The organism is Phenylobacterium sp. (genome assembly GCF_004799395.1).
In the GTDB taxonomy this organism is placed as follows: domain Bacteria; phylum Pseudomonadota; class Alphaproteobacteria; order Caulobacterales; family Caulobacteraceae; genus Phenylobacterium.
The window spans coordinates 1-17,013 of sequence record NZ_SSMZ01000279.1 but is presented as its reverse complement, the minus strand read 5'-3'; the positions used below and the strand labels follow the sequence as shown (position 1 = coordinate 17,013).

At 68.3% G+C, this 17,013-nt stretch carries 23 protein-coding genes; 12 read left to right on the top strand and 11 right to left on the bottom strand.

Annotated elements, in window-relative coordinates:
* Both E8A12_RS18260 and E8A12_RS18255 read left to right on the top strand, forming a co-directional pair.
* A partial coding sequence (locus tag E8A12_RS18260) for an NAD-binding protein (RefSeq protein WP_293371463.1) occupies positions 1-824 on the top strand: 824 nt, incomplete at its 5' end.
* Between the two features lie 10 nt (positions 825-834).
* Positions 835-1,788: a 2-oxoglutarate and iron-dependent oxygenase domain-containing protein gene (locus tag E8A12_RS18255; protein WP_293371461.1), complete on the top strand. Its 954-nt coding sequence runs from the start codon at positions 835-837 to the stop codon at positions 1,786-1,788.
* Positions 1,789-1,852: 64 nt separating this feature from the next.
* Here the strand turns inward: E8A12_RS18255 and E8A12_RS18250 are convergent, their stop codons facing one another.
* The 5 genes from E8A12_RS18250 to ggt all read right to left on the bottom strand — a co-directional run bounded on the left by E8A12_RS18250 (position 1,853) and on the right by ggt (position 7,058).
* On the bottom strand, positions 1,853-3,199 hold the full coding sequence (locus tag E8A12_RS18250) for a pilus assembly protein TadG-related protein (protein ID WP_293371459.1): 1,347 nt from the start codon (positions 3,197-3,199) through the stop codon (positions 1,853-1,855).
* 183 nt (positions 3,200-3,382) lie between these two features.
* On the bottom strand, positions 3,383-4,012 hold the full coding sequence (locus E8A12_RS18245) for a carbonic anhydrase (protein WP_293371457.1): 630 nt from the start codon (positions 4,010-4,012) through the stop codon (positions 3,383-3,385).
* Positions 4,013-4,657 carry a maleylacetoacetate isomerase gene (gene maiA / locus E8A12_RS18240; protein ID WP_293371455.1) on the bottom strand — a complete coding sequence of 215 codons (645 nt, stop codon included), beginning with the start codon at positions 4,655-4,657 and terminating at the stop codon, positions 4,013-4,015.
* Positions 4,657-5,337, bottom strand: coding sequence for a fumarylacetoacetate hydrolase family protein (locus tag E8A12_RS18235; protein WP_293371453.1), 681 nt, complete (start codon positions 5,335-5,337; stop codon positions 4,657-4,659). The genes maiA and E8A12_RS18235 overlap by 1 nt, the downstream gene beginning before the upstream one ends.
* 41 nt (positions 5,338-5,378) lie before the next feature.
* On the bottom strand, positions 5,379-7,058 hold the full coding sequence (ggt, locus tag E8A12_RS18230; RefSeq protein WP_293371451.1) for a gamma-glutamyltransferase: 1,680 nt from the start codon (positions 7,056-7,058) through the stop codon (positions 5,379-5,381).
* A 113-nt stretch (positions 7,059-7,171) separates the two neighbouring features.
* Here ggt and E8A12_RS18225 point away from each other — a divergent pair, with 113 nt between their 5' ends.
* Entirely contained in the window at positions 7,172-8,377 is a 1,206-nt protein-coding gene (locus E8A12_RS18225; protein WP_293371449.1) for a CaiB/BaiF CoA-transferase family protein, read from the top strand.
* A 169-nt stretch (positions 8,378-8,546) separates the two neighbouring features.
* Here E8A12_RS18225 and E8A12_RS18220 read toward each other — a convergent pair whose 3' ends face one another.
* Complete coding sequence (locus E8A12_RS18220) at positions 8,547-9,986, bottom strand: HWE histidine kinase domain-containing protein (RefSeq protein ID WP_293371447.1); 1,440 nt, start codon at positions 9,984-9,986, stop codon at positions 8,547-8,549.
* A 182-nt stretch (positions 9,987-10,168) separates the two neighbouring features.
* On the opposite strand from E8A12_RS18220, the gene E8A12_RS18215 reads away from it, so the two are divergent.
* From E8A12_RS18215 to E8A12_RS18205, 3 genes are all read left to right on the top strand, one after another.
* A complete protein-coding gene (locus E8A12_RS18215; RefSeq protein WP_293371445.1) occupies positions 10,169-10,498 on the top strand; it encodes a DUF883 C-terminal domain-containing protein in 330 nt (109 codons plus the stop codon).
* A 23-nt stretch (positions 10,499-10,521) separates the two neighbouring features.
* Positions 10,522-10,911, top strand: a complete 390-nt coding sequence (locus E8A12_RS18210; protein WP_293371443.1) for a hypothetical protein — start codon at positions 10,522-10,524, stop codon at positions 10,909-10,911.
* A 91-nt stretch (positions 10,912-11,002) separates the two neighbouring features.
* On the top strand, positions 11,003-11,179 hold the full coding sequence (locus E8A12_RS18205; protein ID WP_293371441.1) for a DUF1328 domain-containing protein: 177 nt from the start codon (positions 11,003-11,005) through the stop codon (positions 11,177-11,179).
* A gap of 61 nt (positions 11,180-11,240) precedes the next feature.
* On the opposite strand, the gene E8A12_RS18200 is transcribed toward E8A12_RS18205, so the two are convergent.
* Genes E8A12_RS18200 through E8A12_RS18190 form a run of 3 tightly spaced genes read right to left on the bottom strand, consistent with a single transcriptional unit; the run spans position 11,241 to position 13,295 of the window.
* The gene (locus E8A12_RS18200; RefSeq protein WP_293371439.1) at positions 11,241-12,044 is read right to left on the bottom strand and encodes a metallophosphoesterase; all 804 of its coding nucleotides are present in this window, start codon (positions 12,042-12,044) and stop codon (positions 11,241-11,243) included.
* A gap of 3 nt (positions 12,045-12,047) precedes the next feature.
* Positions 12,048-12,917, bottom strand: coding sequence for a diacylglycerol kinase family protein (locus E8A12_RS18195; protein ID WP_293371437.1), 870 nt, complete (start codon positions 12,915-12,917; stop codon positions 12,048-12,050).
* A gap of 9 nt (positions 12,918-12,926) precedes the next feature.
* Positions 12,927-13,295, bottom strand: a complete 369-nt coding sequence (locus tag E8A12_RS18190) for a hypothetical protein (protein ID WP_293371435.1) — start codon at positions 13,293-13,295, stop codon at positions 12,927-12,929.
* A gap of 157 nt (positions 13,296-13,452) precedes the next feature.
* Between E8A12_RS18190 and E8A12_RS18185 the strand changes: the two genes are divergently transcribed.
* The 4 genes from E8A12_RS18185 (at position 13,453) to E8A12_RS18170 (ending at position 15,075) form a co-directional block, all read left to right on the top strand.
* Positions 13,453-13,704 (top strand): hypothetical protein, encoded by a 252-nt coding sequence (locus E8A12_RS18185; protein WP_363212432.1) that lies wholly within the window; start codon positions 13,453-13,455, stop codon positions 13,702-13,704.
* A gap of 157 nt (positions 13,705-13,861) precedes the next feature.
* Positions 13,862-14,248 carry an OmpA family protein gene (locus E8A12_RS18180; protein WP_293371433.1) on the top strand — a complete coding sequence of 129 codons (387 nt, stop codon included), beginning with the start codon at positions 13,862-13,864 and terminating at the stop codon, positions 14,246-14,248.
* Positions 14,249-14,592: 344 nt separating this feature from the next.
* Positions 14,593-14,802: a hypothetical protein gene (locus E8A12_RS18175; RefSeq protein WP_293371431.1), complete on the top strand. Its 210-nt coding sequence runs from the start codon at positions 14,593-14,595 to the stop codon at positions 14,800-14,802.
* A gap of 12 nt (positions 14,803-14,814) precedes the next feature.
* Entirely contained in the window at positions 14,815-15,075 is a 261-nt protein-coding gene (locus E8A12_RS18170) for a hypothetical protein (protein ID WP_293371429.1), read from the top strand.
* Between the two features lie 106 nt (positions 15,076-15,181).
* Here the strand turns inward: E8A12_RS18170 and E8A12_RS18165 are convergent, their stop codons facing one another.
* Both E8A12_RS18165 and E8A12_RS18160 read right to left on the bottom strand, forming a co-directional pair.
* Complete coding sequence (locus E8A12_RS18165) at positions 15,182-15,355, bottom strand: DUF1328 domain-containing protein (RefSeq protein ID WP_293371467.1); 174 nt, start codon at positions 15,353-15,355, stop codon at positions 15,182-15,184.
* A gap of 85 nt (positions 15,356-15,440) precedes the next feature.
* Positions 15,441-16,241 carry a response regulator gene (locus E8A12_RS18160; protein WP_293371427.1) on the bottom strand — a complete coding sequence of 267 codons (801 nt, stop codon included), beginning with the start codon at positions 16,239-16,241 and terminating at the stop codon, positions 15,441-15,443.
* A 246-nt stretch (positions 16,242-16,487) separates the two neighbouring features.
* On the opposite strand from E8A12_RS18160, the gene E8A12_RS18155 reads away from it, so the two are divergent.
* Together E8A12_RS18155 and E8A12_RS18150 are read left to right on the top strand one after the other, a co-directional pair.
* The gene (locus tag E8A12_RS18155; RefSeq protein WP_293371465.1) at positions 16,488-16,676 is read left to right on the top strand and encodes a NepR family anti-sigma factor; all 189 of its coding nucleotides are present in this window, start codon (positions 16,488-16,490) and stop codon (positions 16,674-16,676) included.
* Positions 16,676-17,013: sigma factor (locus E8A12_RS18150; RefSeq protein WP_293371425.1), on the top strand; the 338-nt coding region annotated here is incomplete at its 3' end. The genes E8A12_RS18155 and E8A12_RS18150, both read left to right, overlap by 1 nt.

The following is a 17,013-nucleotide window of genomic DNA, read 5'->3' as shown; positions in this document are numbered from 1 at the left end:
TTGTCGTGGGCGCCCACGTGATGGGCGCCGAGCTGGCGCGGATGCTGACCGCAATCGTCGCCGTCTCCATGGCCGCGACGCCCCTGGTCACCACCGCCTATGAGAAGCTCGTGCTGAGCCGCCTCGAAGCGCGCGCCGAACCCGAGAACCTGCCCTTCGACGAGGGCGATCCCGACGTGATCGTCGCGGGATTCGGCCGCTTCGGGCAGATCGCCACCCGCCTCCTGCTGGCCAACAATTTCAAGGTCGTCCTGCTGGAGAACTCCATCGAACAGATCGAGATCCTGCGACGGTTCGGCTGGCGGGTGCACTATGGCGACGCGAGCCGCATCGACCTCCTGCGCACGGCCGGCGCCGACAAGGCCAAGCTCCTGCTGGTGGCCATCGACGACCGCGACAAGGCCTCGGAGATGGTCGAGGCCGCGCACCAAGCCTTCCCCAACATCACCATCCTGGCCCGCGCCTTCGACCGCCGCCACGCCTACGAGCTCCTGAAAACGCCGGGCGTCTCGGTCGAGCGGGAGACCTTCGAGAGCGCGCTGAACTATGGCCGCAAAGCCCTCCTGAAGCTGGGCGTCAGCGAGCGCCGGGCGCTTCGGGCCGCCATCGTCTTCCGCGAACAGGATGAAAAGTACTTCAAGGAGCTGGCCCCGTTGGCCGGCGAGGAGGACAACTACACCATGGCCGCCCGCGACAGCCGCGAGACCACCGAGCGCCTCTTGCGCGCAGAGATGACCCGCATCGCCGCAGAGGAAGACGGCGAGCGGGAAGCGCGGGCGCAAGAGGGGCAGCACCGTTTGGAAGCCGACAAGGAGCGGGTGTAGAACGGCTCAAATGAGCCAAGCCCACACCCTGCCGCCTCGTATCGCGCCTGTCTCCTTCGAAGGCTTCAGCCGCGACTTCCCCCACTTCTCCGACACCCTCGGCGCTTCGTTCGAGCGGTTCGGCTTCGCGGTGATCTCCAACCACGGCGTCCCGCAGGCGCGGATCGACGCGGCCCTGGCCGCGGCCAAGAGATTCTTCGCCCTGCCGGAGGCGCAGAAGCTGAAATACAAGCTGCCGGTCGGCGGCCAGCGCGGCTACACCCCCTTCGGCGTCGAGACCGCAAAGGGCGAAGTGAACTATGACCTGAAGGAATTCTGGCACGTCGGCCGCGATCTGCCGCCCGGCCACCCCTACCGCAGCCACATGGCCGACAACGTCTGGCCGGACGCCGAGGTCGCTGAATTCCACGAGACGGTGGGCTGGCTCTACGGCGCGCTGGACCAGATGGGCCTGAAGGTGCTGGAGGCGATCGCCGTCTACCTGGGACTCGACCGCCATTTCTTCGACTCGACCGTCGACTTCGGCAATTCGATCCTTCGCCTGCTGCACTATCCGCCGGTTCCCTTCGACGGCCCGCACATCCGCGCAGCGGCGCATGAGGACATCAACGTCATCACGCTCCTGCTGGGCGCCGAGGAGGCGGGGCTGGAGGTGCTGGATCGCGACGGCCAGTGGCTGGCGATCAATCCGCCGCCCGGGGCGCTGGTCTGCAATATCGGCGACATGCTGCAGCGGCTGACCAACAACCGCCTGCCCTCCACCACCCACCGGGTGGTCAACCCGGCGCCTGAGCGGCGCGGCTTCGCCCGCTATTCGACGCCCTTCTTCCTGCACTTCAATTCGGACTACCTGATCAAGACCCTGCCGAACTGCGTCGACCCGAGCCATCCGGACCGTTACCCGACCCCGCTCACGGCGGACGACTACCTTCAGGAGCGCCTGCGCGAGATCAAGCTCGCCTGACCCTCAAGAACGCCAGCCGGCTGACCCGGATCGAGTCGGCCGGCCGAGACGCTCGGCGTCGGATCTACTGGGAGATCCGCAGCTTGTTCAGGTCTGCGGCGATCGCCTGGAACGCCACCTGCAGCTGCGCGCCCGTCGTAGGAAGGTAGGCGTGGGCGGCGTCGGTGGCGCAGTTGGCGAGGATCGCCTGGGCCTGCGGATCGGCCCCGCCGTGCAGGAAGCCCACAGTGTAAATGAGGACATTGTTCGGCGGCGCCTTCATCGCGGTGCAGAGCGCCTGAGCCTGGGTGAAGGAGTCGCCGTTGGGCGAGGCGCAGGCGGTGTGCTCGTTCGACCCGCCGGCGCTGCCGTCGGTGGCCGAACTGGGGTTCGAGATCGCGCCCTTGCAGTAGGCGGTGTTGAAGGCGCCGTCGGTCATCAGGATCATCACCTTCAGCGTGTTGGGCGTGCCATAGGCCGCGCCCTGGCTTGCGGAGGGGAACAGGCCGCCCCAGTTGGGCGAGATCATGTACCAGCCCCATGCCACGCCGATGTGGCCCGCGGTCGAGCCGCCGGCGGTCAGCGTGCCGATCATGTTGTGCAGCGTGGGCTTGTCGCTGGTGAGCGGCTGGATGGAGGCGCTGATGCAGGGGTTGTCGGAGGGCGGATAGACCCAGCCCACCGGGGCGCCGCTGTAGGAAGCGTCGGTGAAGGCCTGGGCGCCGGTCCGCTCACTGACGCAGTTGCTGACATTGTAGGTGGGCGGGGACCCCGACGCGGAGGTGAATTTCATCTTCGTGCAGCCCGGCTGGTCCACGCACGGGGCGGCCATGGGCGAAGGCGCCGTCGTCGGCGTGCCTCGCACCTGGTTGACATAAGCCCCAGCGTTCACGGCGTTCGAATAGGGCACCACTGCGATCTTCGAATAGAATGGCGACTGGGTGTCTGAGACGACCAGATCGATCAGTTGGTTGGCCGCCGATTGCAGAGAGGTCATCGGCGAACCCGCCATCGATCCGGTGTTGTCGAGCACCATCGCGACTTCGATATTGTTGCCGTTGCGGGTCACCTGCGAGGAGACCTGCACGGGCGAGTGGGTGAATTCCGTCGGTGCGTAGGCCGTCAGCTGCACCGTGGCCTGGGCCTGGACCTGCTGATTGTTGTTCGCCAGCACGAAAGAGGACGAGGTCAAGGTCGCGCCCTGCACAAGTTGCAGGTTGGCGGCCAGCGCCTTGTTGCCGATGGTGTTGATGGTGGGGTTGTCGGTGGCGTTCGAACGGGCCGCATAGAGGGCCGCCGCGTCCAGGGCGTCCTGCAGTTTCCCGTGCTGTTCGTTGCCCTGGTAGATGTCGAAGAGTCCCAGCGTCATGGGCGCCAGCACCGCGAAGGTGATGGCGAAGGCCACGGCGCTGACCCCGCTTCGGTCGCGCACTGCGCGCCGCACGAATTGGGCCAGGAGTCTGGAGAGGCGGAGCAGTCTGAGAGGGTTTCGCATCTGATCACCCGAGTCCGAGTTCAACGGGTGAAATCTGAACGAACAGCGTAAAGGAATCAGTTACGAAGAAGAGTAAATCTTTGATTCATCAAGGTTATGGTGAATCCGTCCGACGGCGGCTCAAGGCTCGGCGCGCGTCTCCAGGCGATCGAGCTCGTCCGGTCCGCCCACGGTGACGCCCAGGTCGTTCACCAGGCCGGTCGCCAGGGAATAGACCCAGCCGTGGACGCAGACCTGCTGGCCGCGTGCCCAGGCGTCCTGCACGAAGACGTCCGAGGCGACGTTCCTCACCTGGCGGATGACGTTCAGCTCGCAGAGCCGGTCGAGGCGGTCGCGCTCCTCGGGGATGGCCTCCAGCTCATGGCGATGCTCGTGGCAGACCTCGCGGATCGGGTGCAGCCAATGGTCGACCAGGCCGCGGCGCTTGCCGTCCACCGCCGCGGCGATGCCGCCGCAGCCGTAGTGGCCGACGACCATCACGTGCTTGACCTTGATCACATCGATCGCGAACTGCAGCACCGACAGGTAGTTGGCGTCCTGCGGCGGCGCGAGGTTCGCCACATTGCGGTGCACGAAGAGCTCGCCTGGATCGAGGTCGACGATCTCGTTGGCGGGCACACGGCTGTCGGAACAGCCGATCCAAAGATATTCCGGCGCCTGCTGGCCCTCCAGGCGCTTGAAGAAGCCCGGATCGGCGGCGGTCTTCCGCGCGGCCCAGGCGCGGTTGTTGGCCTTCAAGTCGTCTAGCATCTAGAGCGGGACCGCGTCGGGTTGCTGGTTGGGATGGGCGGCCTGGAACGCCGGATGCGCCTGGGCGCGTGCATCCACCGCCGCGATGGCCGGCCACGAACTGAGGTCCACCTCGTAGCGCCGGGCGGAATAGACCTGCGGGATCAGGCAGCAGTCGGCCAGGCTGGGCGTGTCGCCGAAGGCGTAGCCCTCGCCGTATTGCGCGACCATCGGCTCCAGAGCGTCGAACCCGTCGCGGATCCAGCCTTGGGTCCACTCCAGAATGCCGGCCTGGTCGATGCCCATTTGATGCAGCTTGCGGCCCACGCGGGTATTGTTCAACGGGTGGATGTCGCAAGCGACGATCAGGGCCATGGCGCGCACGGCCTGACGCTCCAACGAGGTCTTGGGCAGCAACGGCGGGTCGGGATATTCCTCCTCCAGCCACTCCAGGATCGACAGGCTCTGGGTCAGCACCCGGCCGCCGCCCAGGTCCAGCGCCGGGGTCAGCTTCTGACGGTTTACCGCCTGGTAGGCCGGTTCGCGCTGCTCGCCCTTGATCAGGTCGAGGGCGGAATAGTCGTAAGGCACGCCCTTCAAGGCCAGGCCGATGCGCACCCGGTAAGGGGCCGTGGCGCGCCAGGCGCTGTAGAGGGTGTAGCTCATCAGACGACCTTGAAGGAAAGGGCGCCGACGCCCTCCACCTCACCGGTGACGGCGTCGCCACGGACCAGCGGGCCGACGCCCTCGGGCGTGCCCGTGTAGATCAGGTCGCCGGCGGCCAGGGTCCAGAGCTTCGAGGCCTCGGAGACGATTTCGGCGGTGGCCCAGATCATGTCGGCGACAGTGGCGTCCTGCCGGACCTGGCCGTTGACGGAAAGGGTGATGCGGCCCTGCGGCGGCGCGCCCGTCCAGGGCTTGATGGCGCTGATCGGAGCGGACTGGTCGAAGCCCTTGGAGGCGTCCCAGGGCTGGCCCTTGTCCTTGGCCGCGTTCTGCAGGTCACGCCGGGTCATGTCGACACCCACCGCATAGCCGAAGATCAGGTCGAGGGCCTGTTCGACCGGGACATCCTCGCCGCCGGCCTTCAGCGCCACGACCAGCTCGATCTCATGGTGCAGGTTGGCGGTCTTGGGCGGATAGGCCACGTCGCCGCCGGGCGGGACAATCGCATCGGCCGGCTTGGCGAAGAAGAACGGCGGATCTCGGTCGTCGCCGCCCATCTCGCGCCGGTGGGCGGCGTAGTTGCGGCCGACGCAGAGGATGCGGCGGACGGGGAAAACCTCGGCGCGACCCTCGACGGGGACGGTGACAACGGCGGGCGGATCGAAGAGAAAGGCGCTCATGCGAGCCCGCTTACGCCTGCGCCTCGCCGAAGTGAAGCCGTTCAGCGCACGACCAGCGAGACACCGCGGGCGCGCGGGTCGGACGCCGGCTGCGGCCGACCGCTCACGACCTCGACGGCCGCCATGTCGCCGTTGAAGTCTTGGCCCTCGATCCGATAGCCACGGGCCTTCACCTGAGCCGCCAGCGCTGCTGGCATTGGCGCGTAAGGCTCGGTGAAGATGGTGTTCTCCGGCAAGAGCTGATGATGGAAGCGTAGCGCCGCCATGGCCTTCGGCAGCGGCAGGCCGAAGTCATAGACGTCGGCCAGCACCTGGAACACCGAGGTGAAGATGCGCGAGCCGCCAGGCGTGCCGATCACCATGGCGACCTTGCCGTCCTTGGTCAGGATAGTCGGCGTCATCGACGATAGCGGCCGCTTGCCCGGCGCGATGGCGTTGGCCTCGCCGCCGACCACGCCATAGAGATTGGGCGCGCCCGGCTTCACCGAGAAATCGTCCATCTCGTCGTTCAGCAAGAACCCCGCGCCCTCCACCACCACGCCCGCGCCGAACGAGCCGTTGAGCGTATAGGTATTGGAGACGGCGTTGCCCCAGCGGTCGACGATGGAGAAGTGCGTGGTCTGCGGCTTTTCCGAGCCGAGGCCCGGCCTCACTGCGGCGAGCGCCGAAGGCTTGGCCGGATCGACCTCGCGGGCGCGTCGGGCCATATAGGCCGGGTCGGTCAGGGCGGCCACGGGGACCTTCCAGAAATCCGGGTCGCCGAGATATTCCGCGCGGTCGGCGAACACCCGCTTTTCGATCTCAGAGACGAGGTGGATGTACTGCGGGCTGTTCAGCGCCACGCCCTTAAAGAACGCCGCATCGTCCGCCTTCATCGCCAGCATTTGCAGGAGCGCTATGCCGCCCGAGCTGGGCGGCGGGGCGGTGATCACGCGGAAGCCGCGCCATTCGCCCTCGACTGGCGCCCGCCAGACGGCCTTGTAGCCGGCGAGATCGGCCTTGCCGATCAGGCCCTTGCCCGGCCCGCGGCCCATCTGGGCGACAATCAGGTCGGCGGTCCTGCCTTCATAGAAGCCCTTGGCGCCCTGACGGGCGACCAGCTCCAGGGTCGCGGCGAGCTCCGGCTGGCGGAAGGTGCGGCCCGCGGCCATGCCGGCGAAGTAGCGGTCGAAGTTGGTCTTTGCGAAAGACACGCGGTCTTCCTCGCGCTCTTTGATCTCGGCCGGCGTCACGGTGAACCCCAGCCGCGCCAGCCGGATCGCCGGCGCCAGGTCCCGCGCCCAGGCAAGCTTGCCGAACCGCCGGTGCGCCTCGGCCATGCCGCGCACCGTACCGGGGACCCCGGCGGCCAGGGGTCCGACCAGGCTCGCCTCGACGATCGGCCGGCCGCTGGCGTCCAGGTACATCCCGGCGCTGGCCTTGGCCGGCGCGGTCTCGCGGTAGTCGAGGAAGTAGGGCTTGCCCTCGACATAGAGGGTCATGAACCCGCCGCCGCCCAGGTTGCCGGCCTCCGGATAGGTGACCGCCAGGACGAAGGCCGTGGCCACCGCGGCGTCCACCGCATTGCCGCCGGCTCTAAGCACCTCCTGGGCGGCCCGGGCGCCGTAGCGGTCCGGCGAGGCCACGGCGCCGGCCGTCAAGGTGCTGGGCGTGGCGGCGACCACATTTGGGGCCAGAGCCAACGCAAGGATCAGGCTCGCGACGGCGGCGGGGAATCGCAAATTGAGCTCCATCGTCAAAAAACAGCACCTAAGAGCACCGCTCGGCCGGCGATTGACAAGCCCGACCCGACCCGGCTCTGGCTCGCGGTATCGACCGCACAATCGGAGTCCTCATGACCCTCCCCAACCAAGGCCCACTTTCCGACCTGGTGGTGATCGAGATGGGCTCGCTGATCGCCGGACCCTTCGCCGGCCAGATCCTCGGCGACTTCGGGGCCGAGGTGATCAAGATCGAGGATCCGAAGGTTGGCGACCCCATGCGCCAGTGGGGCCGCAGCCTGCCGAAGGGCCACTCGCCCTGGTGGCCGGTCATCGGGCGCAACAAGAAGTCGGTGGGCCTGGACCTGAGAAAGCCCGAGGGCCAAGCCATCGTTCGCGAGCTGATCCGCGGCGCGGACATCGTCATCGAGAACTTCCGGCCCGGCGCCATGGAGAAGTGGGGTCTCTCCTACGAGACCCTGTCCGCGGACAATCCGAAGCTGGTCATGGCCCGCGTGTCTGGCTTCGGCCAGACCGGCCCCTACGCGGAGCGCGCCGGCTATGGCCTGATCGGCGAGGCGATGGGCGGCCTGCGCCATGTCACCGGGGATCCGGACCGTCCGCCGGCGCGGGCCGGCATCTCCATCGGCGACAGCCTGGCGGCCATGCATGCGGTGATGGGGATCACCATGGCGCTGCATGAGCGGGAGCGAACCGGGAGGGGTCAGGTGATCGACGCTGCGCTCTACGAGAGCGTGCTGGCGGTGATGGAGAACCTCGTCACCGAATACGACATCACCGGCTATGTGCGCGAGCGCTCGGGCTCGGTCCTGCCTGGCATCGCGCCGTCCAACGCCTATCCCTGCGCTGGCGGCGAGCTGATCCTGATCGGCGGCAACGGCGATACGGTCTACGCCCGCCTGACCGAGGCCATGGGCCGTCCCGACCTGAAGGGCGATCCGAAATTCGTCGACCACGCCAGCCGTGGCGTGAACCAGCACGAGTTGGACGCCATTGTCGCCGACTGGACTTCGACCTTCGCCCTGCCCGATCTCCTGGCCCTGCTGGAGGCCAAGGGCGTGCCGGCGAGCCGCGTGTTCCGCGCGCCGGACATGTTGGAGGACCCGCAATTCGTGGCCCGCGAAGCCATCGTCACCACAAACCACCCCGTCTTTGGGCCGATCCGCATGCAGAACGCCTTTCCGAAGCTTTCGCGGACGCCCGGCTCGATCCGCTGGCCAGGTCCGGCCCTGGGGCAGCACACTGATGAGGTGCTGTCCGCCCGCGCCGGCTGCTCCGCCGAACAGATCGCGGACCTGCGCAAGGCGGGGATCGTCTGAGAAGTGCGCCGGTCCGCGACCTATGCCGCGGACCGCACGAGGGAGTTCCGGTCGCTTGAATCGGGCGAAATCCTTTAGGCCGCCGGTCCAGCCCCTGCGATGACACCGCAGGCCCCCCTGACACCCTGTCTAGACCGCCGTTTAAGCTGAGCCGAGGCGACGCCTTGTCTCAGGTGCGGCCTTTGGGGTGCGACGTCTTGGCCTTCAACAGATCGGCGACCGCGACCGCCACCTGATAGACATCGTACGGCTTGCGGATCACCGGGGCGTCGAAGCCCCCCGGCGCGCCCCCGGTCTCGCCATAACCAGTTGCGAAGACGAAGGGCACCTGGCGCTTGGCCAGGGCCTCGGCCACGGGGCTGACCGAGTGGCCGTTGAGGTTGGCGTCCAGCACGGCCGCGTCGATCGGCTGGTCCAGCAGGGCCAAGGCCTCCTCCAGCTCATAGGCCGGACCGATGATCGTGGCGCCGGCGTCCGACAACCCGGTTTCCAGCTCCATGGCCAGCAGGACGGCGTCTTCGACGATCAGGACGCGTGCGCCGCGGAGGCTCGGGGGACCGCTGTGGACGGTGACGACAGTCTCGGTGGTCCGCGCGGCGGGCGCCTCTGGCACGTTCTCCGGACGCGGGGCCACGGCGGCGGCCCCGGCGCGCAGCCGCACCTGGACGCCGGCTGGACGGTAGTCGATGGCCGCCTCGCCGTTCAGCTCGCGGCCGGTCACCTGTTCCAGCAGGGTCGATCCGAATCCGCGCCGCCTCGGCGCGCTGACGGTCGGGCCGCCGCTCTCCGTCCAAGTCAGCTCGAAGCCGCCGTCGGGCAGGCGCACCCAACGCAGGCTGACGCGGCCGGTTTCCACCGACAGCGCGCCGAACTTCACCGCATTCGCCGCCAGCTCGTGCAGGCCGAGCGCAAGGGCGTTGGCGGCCCGCGGCGTCAAGAACAGCTCCGGTCCCTCCCAGGCGGTCTGGCCCGGGGAAAGCGCCCCCAATTCGGCGGCGGCCAGGTGGTCGATGGCAGCGCCGCGCCAGCGGGCGGCGGTGAGCAGTTCGTTTGCGGAGCCCATCGCCTTCAACCGGCCGCCGAAATTGGCCAGGAAGGCGTCCAGCGACGTGGTGCGCTTGGCAGTCTGTTGCGCCAGGGCCAGAACCGTGGCCAGGACGTTCTTCACTCGGTGGTCGAGTTCGGCCAGAAGCGTCTGGCGCTGGTCTTCCTCGAGCTTATGTCCGGTGATGTCCTCGACGATGCCGGTGACATTGAGCACACGCCCGTCAGGCCCTCGCGCAAGCACCCCCGTCACCCGAAGCCAGACAGTCCGCCCGTCGTCGGGCCGCAGATGGCGGAACTCGAACCGATAGACGCCCGCGGGACGCTGACTGGCCCGGTCGGCTCGGAAAGCTTCGCGGTCGTCGGGGTGGATGAAAGGCTCAAACGCCTTGGCGTCCTGCGCCGGCATGGGTCCCGGCGGGAGCCCGGTGATCGCCGCCATGCGCGCGCTGACCATGAAGCGGCCGGCGGTCATGTCCCACTCGAACTCGCCAAGGCCCGCCACCTCCAGGGCCCGTTCCAGGCGGCGATGCTCCTCGCTATGGCCAAGGTCACCTAGCGTCATGACCTGAACATAGGGCGACGCGCGGCGGATCGCGACAGGAACCGTGCGCGAACGGCGGCGTTTGGCGGCTCTGGGGAGCTCGCCCCGCCTTTGCGGCCAAGGCGGGAACCCGCTAGGATGTCTCACGTTCAGCCTTCCAACGCCCCGCCGCCCCGCCGGGCCATCCCTTCGGAGACGTCACCATGCCCGCGAACAGCGTCGACCATACCGCTGACGAAGCCACCGCCGCCGTGAACGCCGCCGCAGACAAGGCGACCAAGCTCTCCGCTGAAGCGCAACGTTCCTTCGCCGAAGCCGCCAAGCGCATCGAAAAGGTTGTCGCCGAGGGCATCGAGCAGCTGCGGGCCCAGACCCGCGCCTATTCCGACACCGCCGGCCAGCAGATCGACCAGGCCTCGCAGTACATGACTGAGCGGGTGCGCGAGCGGCCGCTGGCCGCCACCGGCGCGGCGCTGGGCGTGGGCGTGCTGATCGGCCTGCTGCTGGCGACGGCCTCCTCGTCGCGCCGCTAGCGCGCTCAAACGACGTCGGGGGCATGATTTTCAGGAAGTTCGTCGGGCTGGTCGCCGCCTTCGCCGCTATCGCGGCGGCGGGGGCGATCTGCATGGTCGCTTTGGCGTTCGCGATTTACGCGGGCCTGCGCGACATTATCGGGCCGGCCTGGGCCGCCGCCGCCGTGGCGGGGATCGTGGCCTTCATCGCCCTCGTCATCGCCTTCGTCATCACCCGCAAGGCGCGGCCGCCAAAGCCGGCGAAGGGCGACAGCCAGAACCTCACCGCCAAGCTGATCGAGCTCGCCCGTGAGCGCCCGCTGGTGGCCCTGGGCGCCGTGGCCGCCGCTGCGACCGTGGCGTTCAAGAACCCCCGCATCCTCGCCGCGATCATCGCCGCGACCTTCGCGCCCCGGCCGCCGCCGCCCAAGTAGCGCGCCCGTGAACGGCCGGCGCGGAACAGCCCCGTCGTCCGGGCGTTCGGATGGCCGATGGCGCCATTGGGGCGCGAACGGAGAAAATCCCATGCTCGGTTGGGCCCTGACTTTCCTGGTGGTCGCTCTGATCGCCGGCGTACTTGGCTTCACGACGATCGCCGGCGCCGCGATCGGCATCGCCAAGATCGCCTTCTACGTCTTCCTGGTGCTGTTTGTGGTCTCGCTGATCATGAACTTCGTGCGCGGCCGGGGCACCATGCTCTGACGCCAAATCGAGGACCCGCGCCGCTCGCCCCTCGGATCGACTTGGGACGGCGGCGCGGCCTCTACAGCCCTGCGGCCTCGCCCCGCCGACGGTCGAGGGAGGTGGTGCGAAGCGGCTCGAAATGCGAGCCGGTCCATCCCATCGCGGCGACCCGGATCGCCGCCTCGTCGATTTCCACCACATTGAAGCCAGCCGGCGCCCCGCGCTCGCGGATCGAAAGCGTACCCGCGCCCACCGCATAGGTCTTCCGGTCGCCGAACGGGTAGGGCCAGGTGAAGGGGGCGTGGATGTGCCCGGACAGCACCAGGTCCACCCGGGCATTGGCGAAGTCCCGCGCCGCCGCCTCGCCGCCCCAGACCCGCCCGGTCATCGGGCCGCCGATCATCTCCGTCAGCGGATGATGGCAGGCGACGATGCGCACGCAGGTGGGATGGGAGTCCGCGAACCAATCCACCGCCGCGGCGACCTGGCGCCGGGAGATCTGGCCCTTTGACCAGTTGATGCGCGGTTGCGCCCCGCGCGCGGTGTTTAGGCCACGCACGGCGAAGCCGCCGCCCAGGTGGACCTGCGCCGGCGCGGGTCCGATGGCCTCCTCGTAGCGTTTGAACGGCGCAAATATCCGTTCACCCCAGGCGAGGTAGGGGGCGTCGTGATTTCCCGGCGTCACCAGTTTGGGCGCACGGATCTGCTTCAGCCACGCCGCCGCGCGCTCGAACTCATCGACCTCCGCGAAGCGCGTCAGATCGCCGGTCACCACGACGAGGTCGAAGCCGCCGGCGTTGACGTAGGCCGTCGCGCTCGCCACGGCCGCGGCGTTCTCGCCGCCGAAGTGGATGTCGGAAATGTGCGCCAGGCGGACGGTCACGGCTCACAGATCCTTCGGGATCGCCAGGATCCGGGCGACGCGCGGGGTGTAGCGCACCTCGGCCAGGGTCTTCAGCTGCACGCTCTCGCCGTCGAGGATCGCGGGGATGGCGCGCGAGGCCCAGATACGCGCCGTCCGGCAGGGGGTCACCTCGACCCCGGGGCTGGCGCGCCAATCGCCGGTCACCGCGTGGAAGCCCAGCCGCAGCAGGTCGGCGGCGCCGTGGACGTCGAGCGCGGCGGCCTCCAGGGCCTCGGCGTCGCTGCTCAACGCCCGGGAAGTCAGTGGACAGATGAACACCAGGGCCTCGGCCTTCTGCCGTTCGGCCCCGTCGAGGATGTAGCGAAGGCGGCCCTGGAAGGTGCGGCGCAGAGCGCGGCGGGCGCGCATCCAGGCGAGCTTCGGCTTGCCGAAGCGGGCGGCCTCGCGGGCGGGCGCCCAGAGAGCGGGTGACCCGAAGATGCCCGCCACCAGGAAGCTGTGGCCCTCCACCGAGCCGCCACCGATCTCCTGCTCATAGCCCTGCTCCAGGGCCAGCGACAGGGCCTCCGGCCAGGTCCGAAGCCCATAGACGGCGTGGGGCAGCATGTTCATGGTCCCGCCCGGCAGCGGCGCGATCAGCGGGCCATCCGGCCCGCAGAGCTCGGCCGCGGCCCGCGCGGTGCCGTCCCCGGCCAGGACCACCAGCAGGTCCGGCGCCTTGTCGACGGCCGCGCGCAGGCAGTCGACCAACTCGTGCGGTTCCGGCGTCCAGACATGATGATCGAGGCCGAAGTCCGAAAGGATCTTCTCGACCTGCGCGGGCGCGCCGCGGCCAACGCTGCCCGAGGCGACATTGGCCACGACCTCGACGGTCTTGATGTTCGCCCCCAAGAAGTCCGCCTAGCTCGGTGAACCGTTGGCCTTGGCTTTGGCAGCCTGTCCGGCGTCGTGCAAGGATTGGCCGGCCTGGCTCGCCGCGTCGCGGACCTGCGGCTCGGCCTTGTTCACAGCCGCCTGCAAGTTCTCGTCGGCGACGCTGCCGCCGCGGCTGAACGACCCATTGGCGGCCGCCAGCGCGATCAGCGCCACGCCGCAGATCGCCGCGACGAAGGTCAGGGTCATGAAGATCGGATGCCGCCGACGACTGGCCCGCTCGTCGGCGCGACCCCGCTCATAGGCCTGTCGCACGTCGGCTTGGACCTCGCGGATGTCGAGGGGATCGATCGGCCTTGCGGTCCGGTCGTCAATGTCGAGGCGTGCGCCAACCATCGAAGGGCTCCCTGGTCGAACTGCTGTCCCTCTTCCAACGGCATGGCGCGGCGCAGGTTCCGGAAAGCCAGACCGGCGTTCTGCTTGGCCATCGGGACGGAACGGCCGCACCCGGGTGGCGTTTGAGCGACCAGGGGAGAGATATGGAGCGCCTAGGATGCTGCTCGGACCTCTCGTGGCGCTGGCCGGCGCAGGGGCGCTGCTTTGCGCTTGCCTCGAGGCCCCCCACACCACCAACACCGCCATCGCCGGCGGCCTGCTGGGCGTGGCCAAGAGCTGCGCCGACCAGGGCGGCTGCGGCGCGACGCACCCGAACCACAAGCAGTACTATGACGAGCAGGCCGGGCGGTATTACTACTTCGATTCCGCCACCGGTCGGTATTTCTGGGAAGACGGCGCCCCGCGATAGGGTCAGCCTGACAACCTAATTCGGCAGGGGCGGTCGGATCGGTCCGATCGCCTTCGTCATCCTGATGAGGGGCTTTGACATGACCATCCGCGCGACGGCGACCGGCGCTGCCATACTGGGGCTTTGCCTCGCTCTCGGGCTTGGAGGTTGCGCCTCGATGGAGACCGCCCGCGGCAAGATCGTGAAGGCCGCGCCGCGTTGCGCGGACCAGACGGTGCAGATCTATTTCGAGAGCTTCTCGGCCGACGTGACCAAGGAGGGCCGCGCGGTGATCGCTGCGGCCGCCCAGCAGGCCAAGCCCTGCAGGGTGACCGGCGTCGACGTGCTTGGCCTGGCCGACTCGATCGGCGGTGGTGCTGATGGCAACCTGGAGCTCTCCAAGCGTCGCGCCGAGGCGGTGACCGCCGCCCTGGCCGCCGCCGGGCTGCCAGGCGCCGAGTTCAAGATCACCGCGGTCGGCGACGCCGGCTCGACCACCGCCGATGGTCGTAGCCGCCCCCTGCGTCGGCGCGCCGATATCGTGTTGCACCTGGCGTCCAACTAATCGCCAAGAAAAGGGCGGGTCCCAGGACCCGCCCATAGTGTGCATCATCGAGAAAAGGGGTGCGGAGACGGCAGACCGGCATGGTCGCCGGTCTCAAGTCGGGGGGGGCGTCGCCGCCTCCGCAGACTTAAGAACTCACATCCCGGATATGTGTTCCGAGCCATTCCTCACTTTTTTCAACTTTTTTGGCCGCCAGGACCGAGGCTACGCAAGTTGTTGTTTTGTTGAAGTTTTGGAGACCGTCCCGCGGCGCGGTCGGGACGGTCGGGGAACGCCGGGGGCTGGCGAACGTTTGCCTGACCGACGGGCGACGCGCCCGCCGGCCCATGAGCGGGAGGTGCGCCATGCCGTTAAGCCATGCCGCCGCGCGCGGTTCGATCCTGATGAAGACGCCCAATTGGCGCCAGCAGGCGGGACGCCGTCGCCTCATCGTTCTGTGCGCCGTCGTCGGCCTCGCCGTGGCCAGCGGCCTCGTCGGCTCGCTGATCCATCCTGCCCACCCCCTGTCCAGCCGAACGGCCAATGGCCCGTTCAGCTACTTCCCCTCAGAGTAAAAGGAGGCCTGCATGGCCGACACCTCGAGATCCGATGACACCGGCCACTCCACCGTGGCCGCAACCTCCGCCCGCCAGGGCCGCTTCGGCAAGCACATGTTCTGGGTCCTGGTGTTCGGCACCCTGCTGGCCGCGATCGGCCTGTTCCTGGCGTGGACCTGGAAGGCGCCCGCCCTCTCCCGCGCCGACGATCAGCTAGCCAATACCCGCGCCGCCGCCGCGCCCAGCTACAACGCCCCCGATCCGGCGCCGGCCACCCAACAGAGGCCCTGAGCCGGCTACAGGTCGAAACGACAAAGGCCGCCCAGCGATGGGCGGCCTTTTTCACGTCTCACCCTGCCCTCCCCTTCGCGCTGCGCGTCGGGAAAGGGGAATCCGGTCAGACCACCGATTGCCCCCTGAAGGCGCGGATGACGAAGCTCGCCACCAGCAACACCAGGAAGACTACGAACAGCACCTTGGCGATGGTCGCGGCCAGGCCAGCCAGGCCCGCGAACCCCAGCACCCCGGCAATCAGCGCCAGAACGGCGAAAACGAGCGCCCAACCAAGCATCGGCATCTCTCCTCGAACGAAAACGGGCGCCGCGATGGCCGCGGCGCCCCTTCTCAACGTGGAGCTTGATCGAGCGTTCCGCCGGTCAGGCTGCCTGCTTGGAGGCCCTGCGCGGATGGAAGAACAGCGCCTGGCCGATCGCCGCCTTCACCGTTTCCGGCTGGAAGGGCTTGGTGATCAGGAAGGTGGGCTCGGGACGCTCGCCGGTCAGCAACCGCTCAGGAAAGGCGGTGATGAAGATCACCGGCACGTTGTAACGCGCCAGGATGTCCTTTACCGCGTCGATGCCTGAGGAGCCGTCGGCCAGCTGGATGTCGGCCAGCACCAGGCCCGGCGTCTTGCGGGCGACCGCGTCCACCGCCTCGGTGCGGGTGGCCGCGATGTCGACGACGGTGTGGCCGAGTTCCTTGACCAGCGCCTCGATGTCGGCGGCGATCACCGGCTCGTCCTCGATGATCAGGACGTCGGTGGCGAGTTCCGCATCGATCTCGGTCTGGGCTTCCGCGATCAGCTGTTCGACCTCTGCGAAATCGGAGTCGAGGATCTGAGCGGCCTCGGTCGGCGTGAAGCCTTCCAGTGCGGTCAGGAGGAAGGCCTGGCGCGAACGCGGCGCGATGCGCATCAGCCGGCGCGTGGTGTCGTCGTCGCCGGAATCCTCGTCCCGCGGGGTCTCGAGCTGGGCGCCGGAGGAGCACCAGATCGCGTGGAACACATGATAGAGCGCGACGCGGGGCGTGAGATTGGCCTCCAGCGTACGTTCGCCCGCCGCCAGCGCCTCGAGCGCGACGCGGACATAATGGTCGCCGGTCGTCTGATCGCCGGTAAGGGCGCGGGCGTAGCGGCGGACGTAGGGCAAATGTGGCGCGAGACGTGCTAGCAGACTCAAGGGGTGACCCCTCCCGTTGGTATTGAACGCGTTGGCCTCAACTTTACAGATCGAGCACCCCGAGGCGTTCCCCCCACGGTCCCCATCATGGTGCAAAAACGCAACGACGGGGAACTTGTTCCCAAAGCGGCGGGTTTTCCGCATCTTGCACGTCGGGGAATGGGAACCCCAAGCCATGCGGGGCGTTTGATGGCCGACGAGGATGCTAAGAGGGGGCGGCCGCCGCGTAAGCGGAACGCCGACAGTATGATCGAAAACATGCCTGCACCGGACCCACGCAAACCATCCGCGGCCCTGGATGAGGCTCGCCTTCGCCAGCAGGCGATCGGCGTGCGCCTGCGCCAGATGTTCGACGAGGTGGTCAACGAGGACGTTCCGGACGAATTCCTGGATATCCTGCGACGGGCTGACAGCAAGACCGCGGAGAACGGCTGATGTCGGAAGCCCCCGCGGCCCGTCTCTCGCGCTCCGGTTCGGATGACGAGGGGTTCAAGCGCGAGCTTGTCCAACTCATACCTCATCTGCGCGCCTTCGCCCGCACCCTTTGCGGCGATCCCACCGCAGCCGACGACTTGGCGCAGGACGCCATGATGAAGGCGTGGGACGCCCGGGCCAGCTTCCAGATGGGCACCAACATGAAGGCCTGGACCTTCATGATCCTGCGCAACCAATTCTATTCCGAGAAGCGCCGATCCTGGCGGCAGAGCCAGCTCGACCAGGAGGCCGCCGAGCGGACCCTGGTGGCGGTGGACGATCCGGAGGCGCCGGTGGC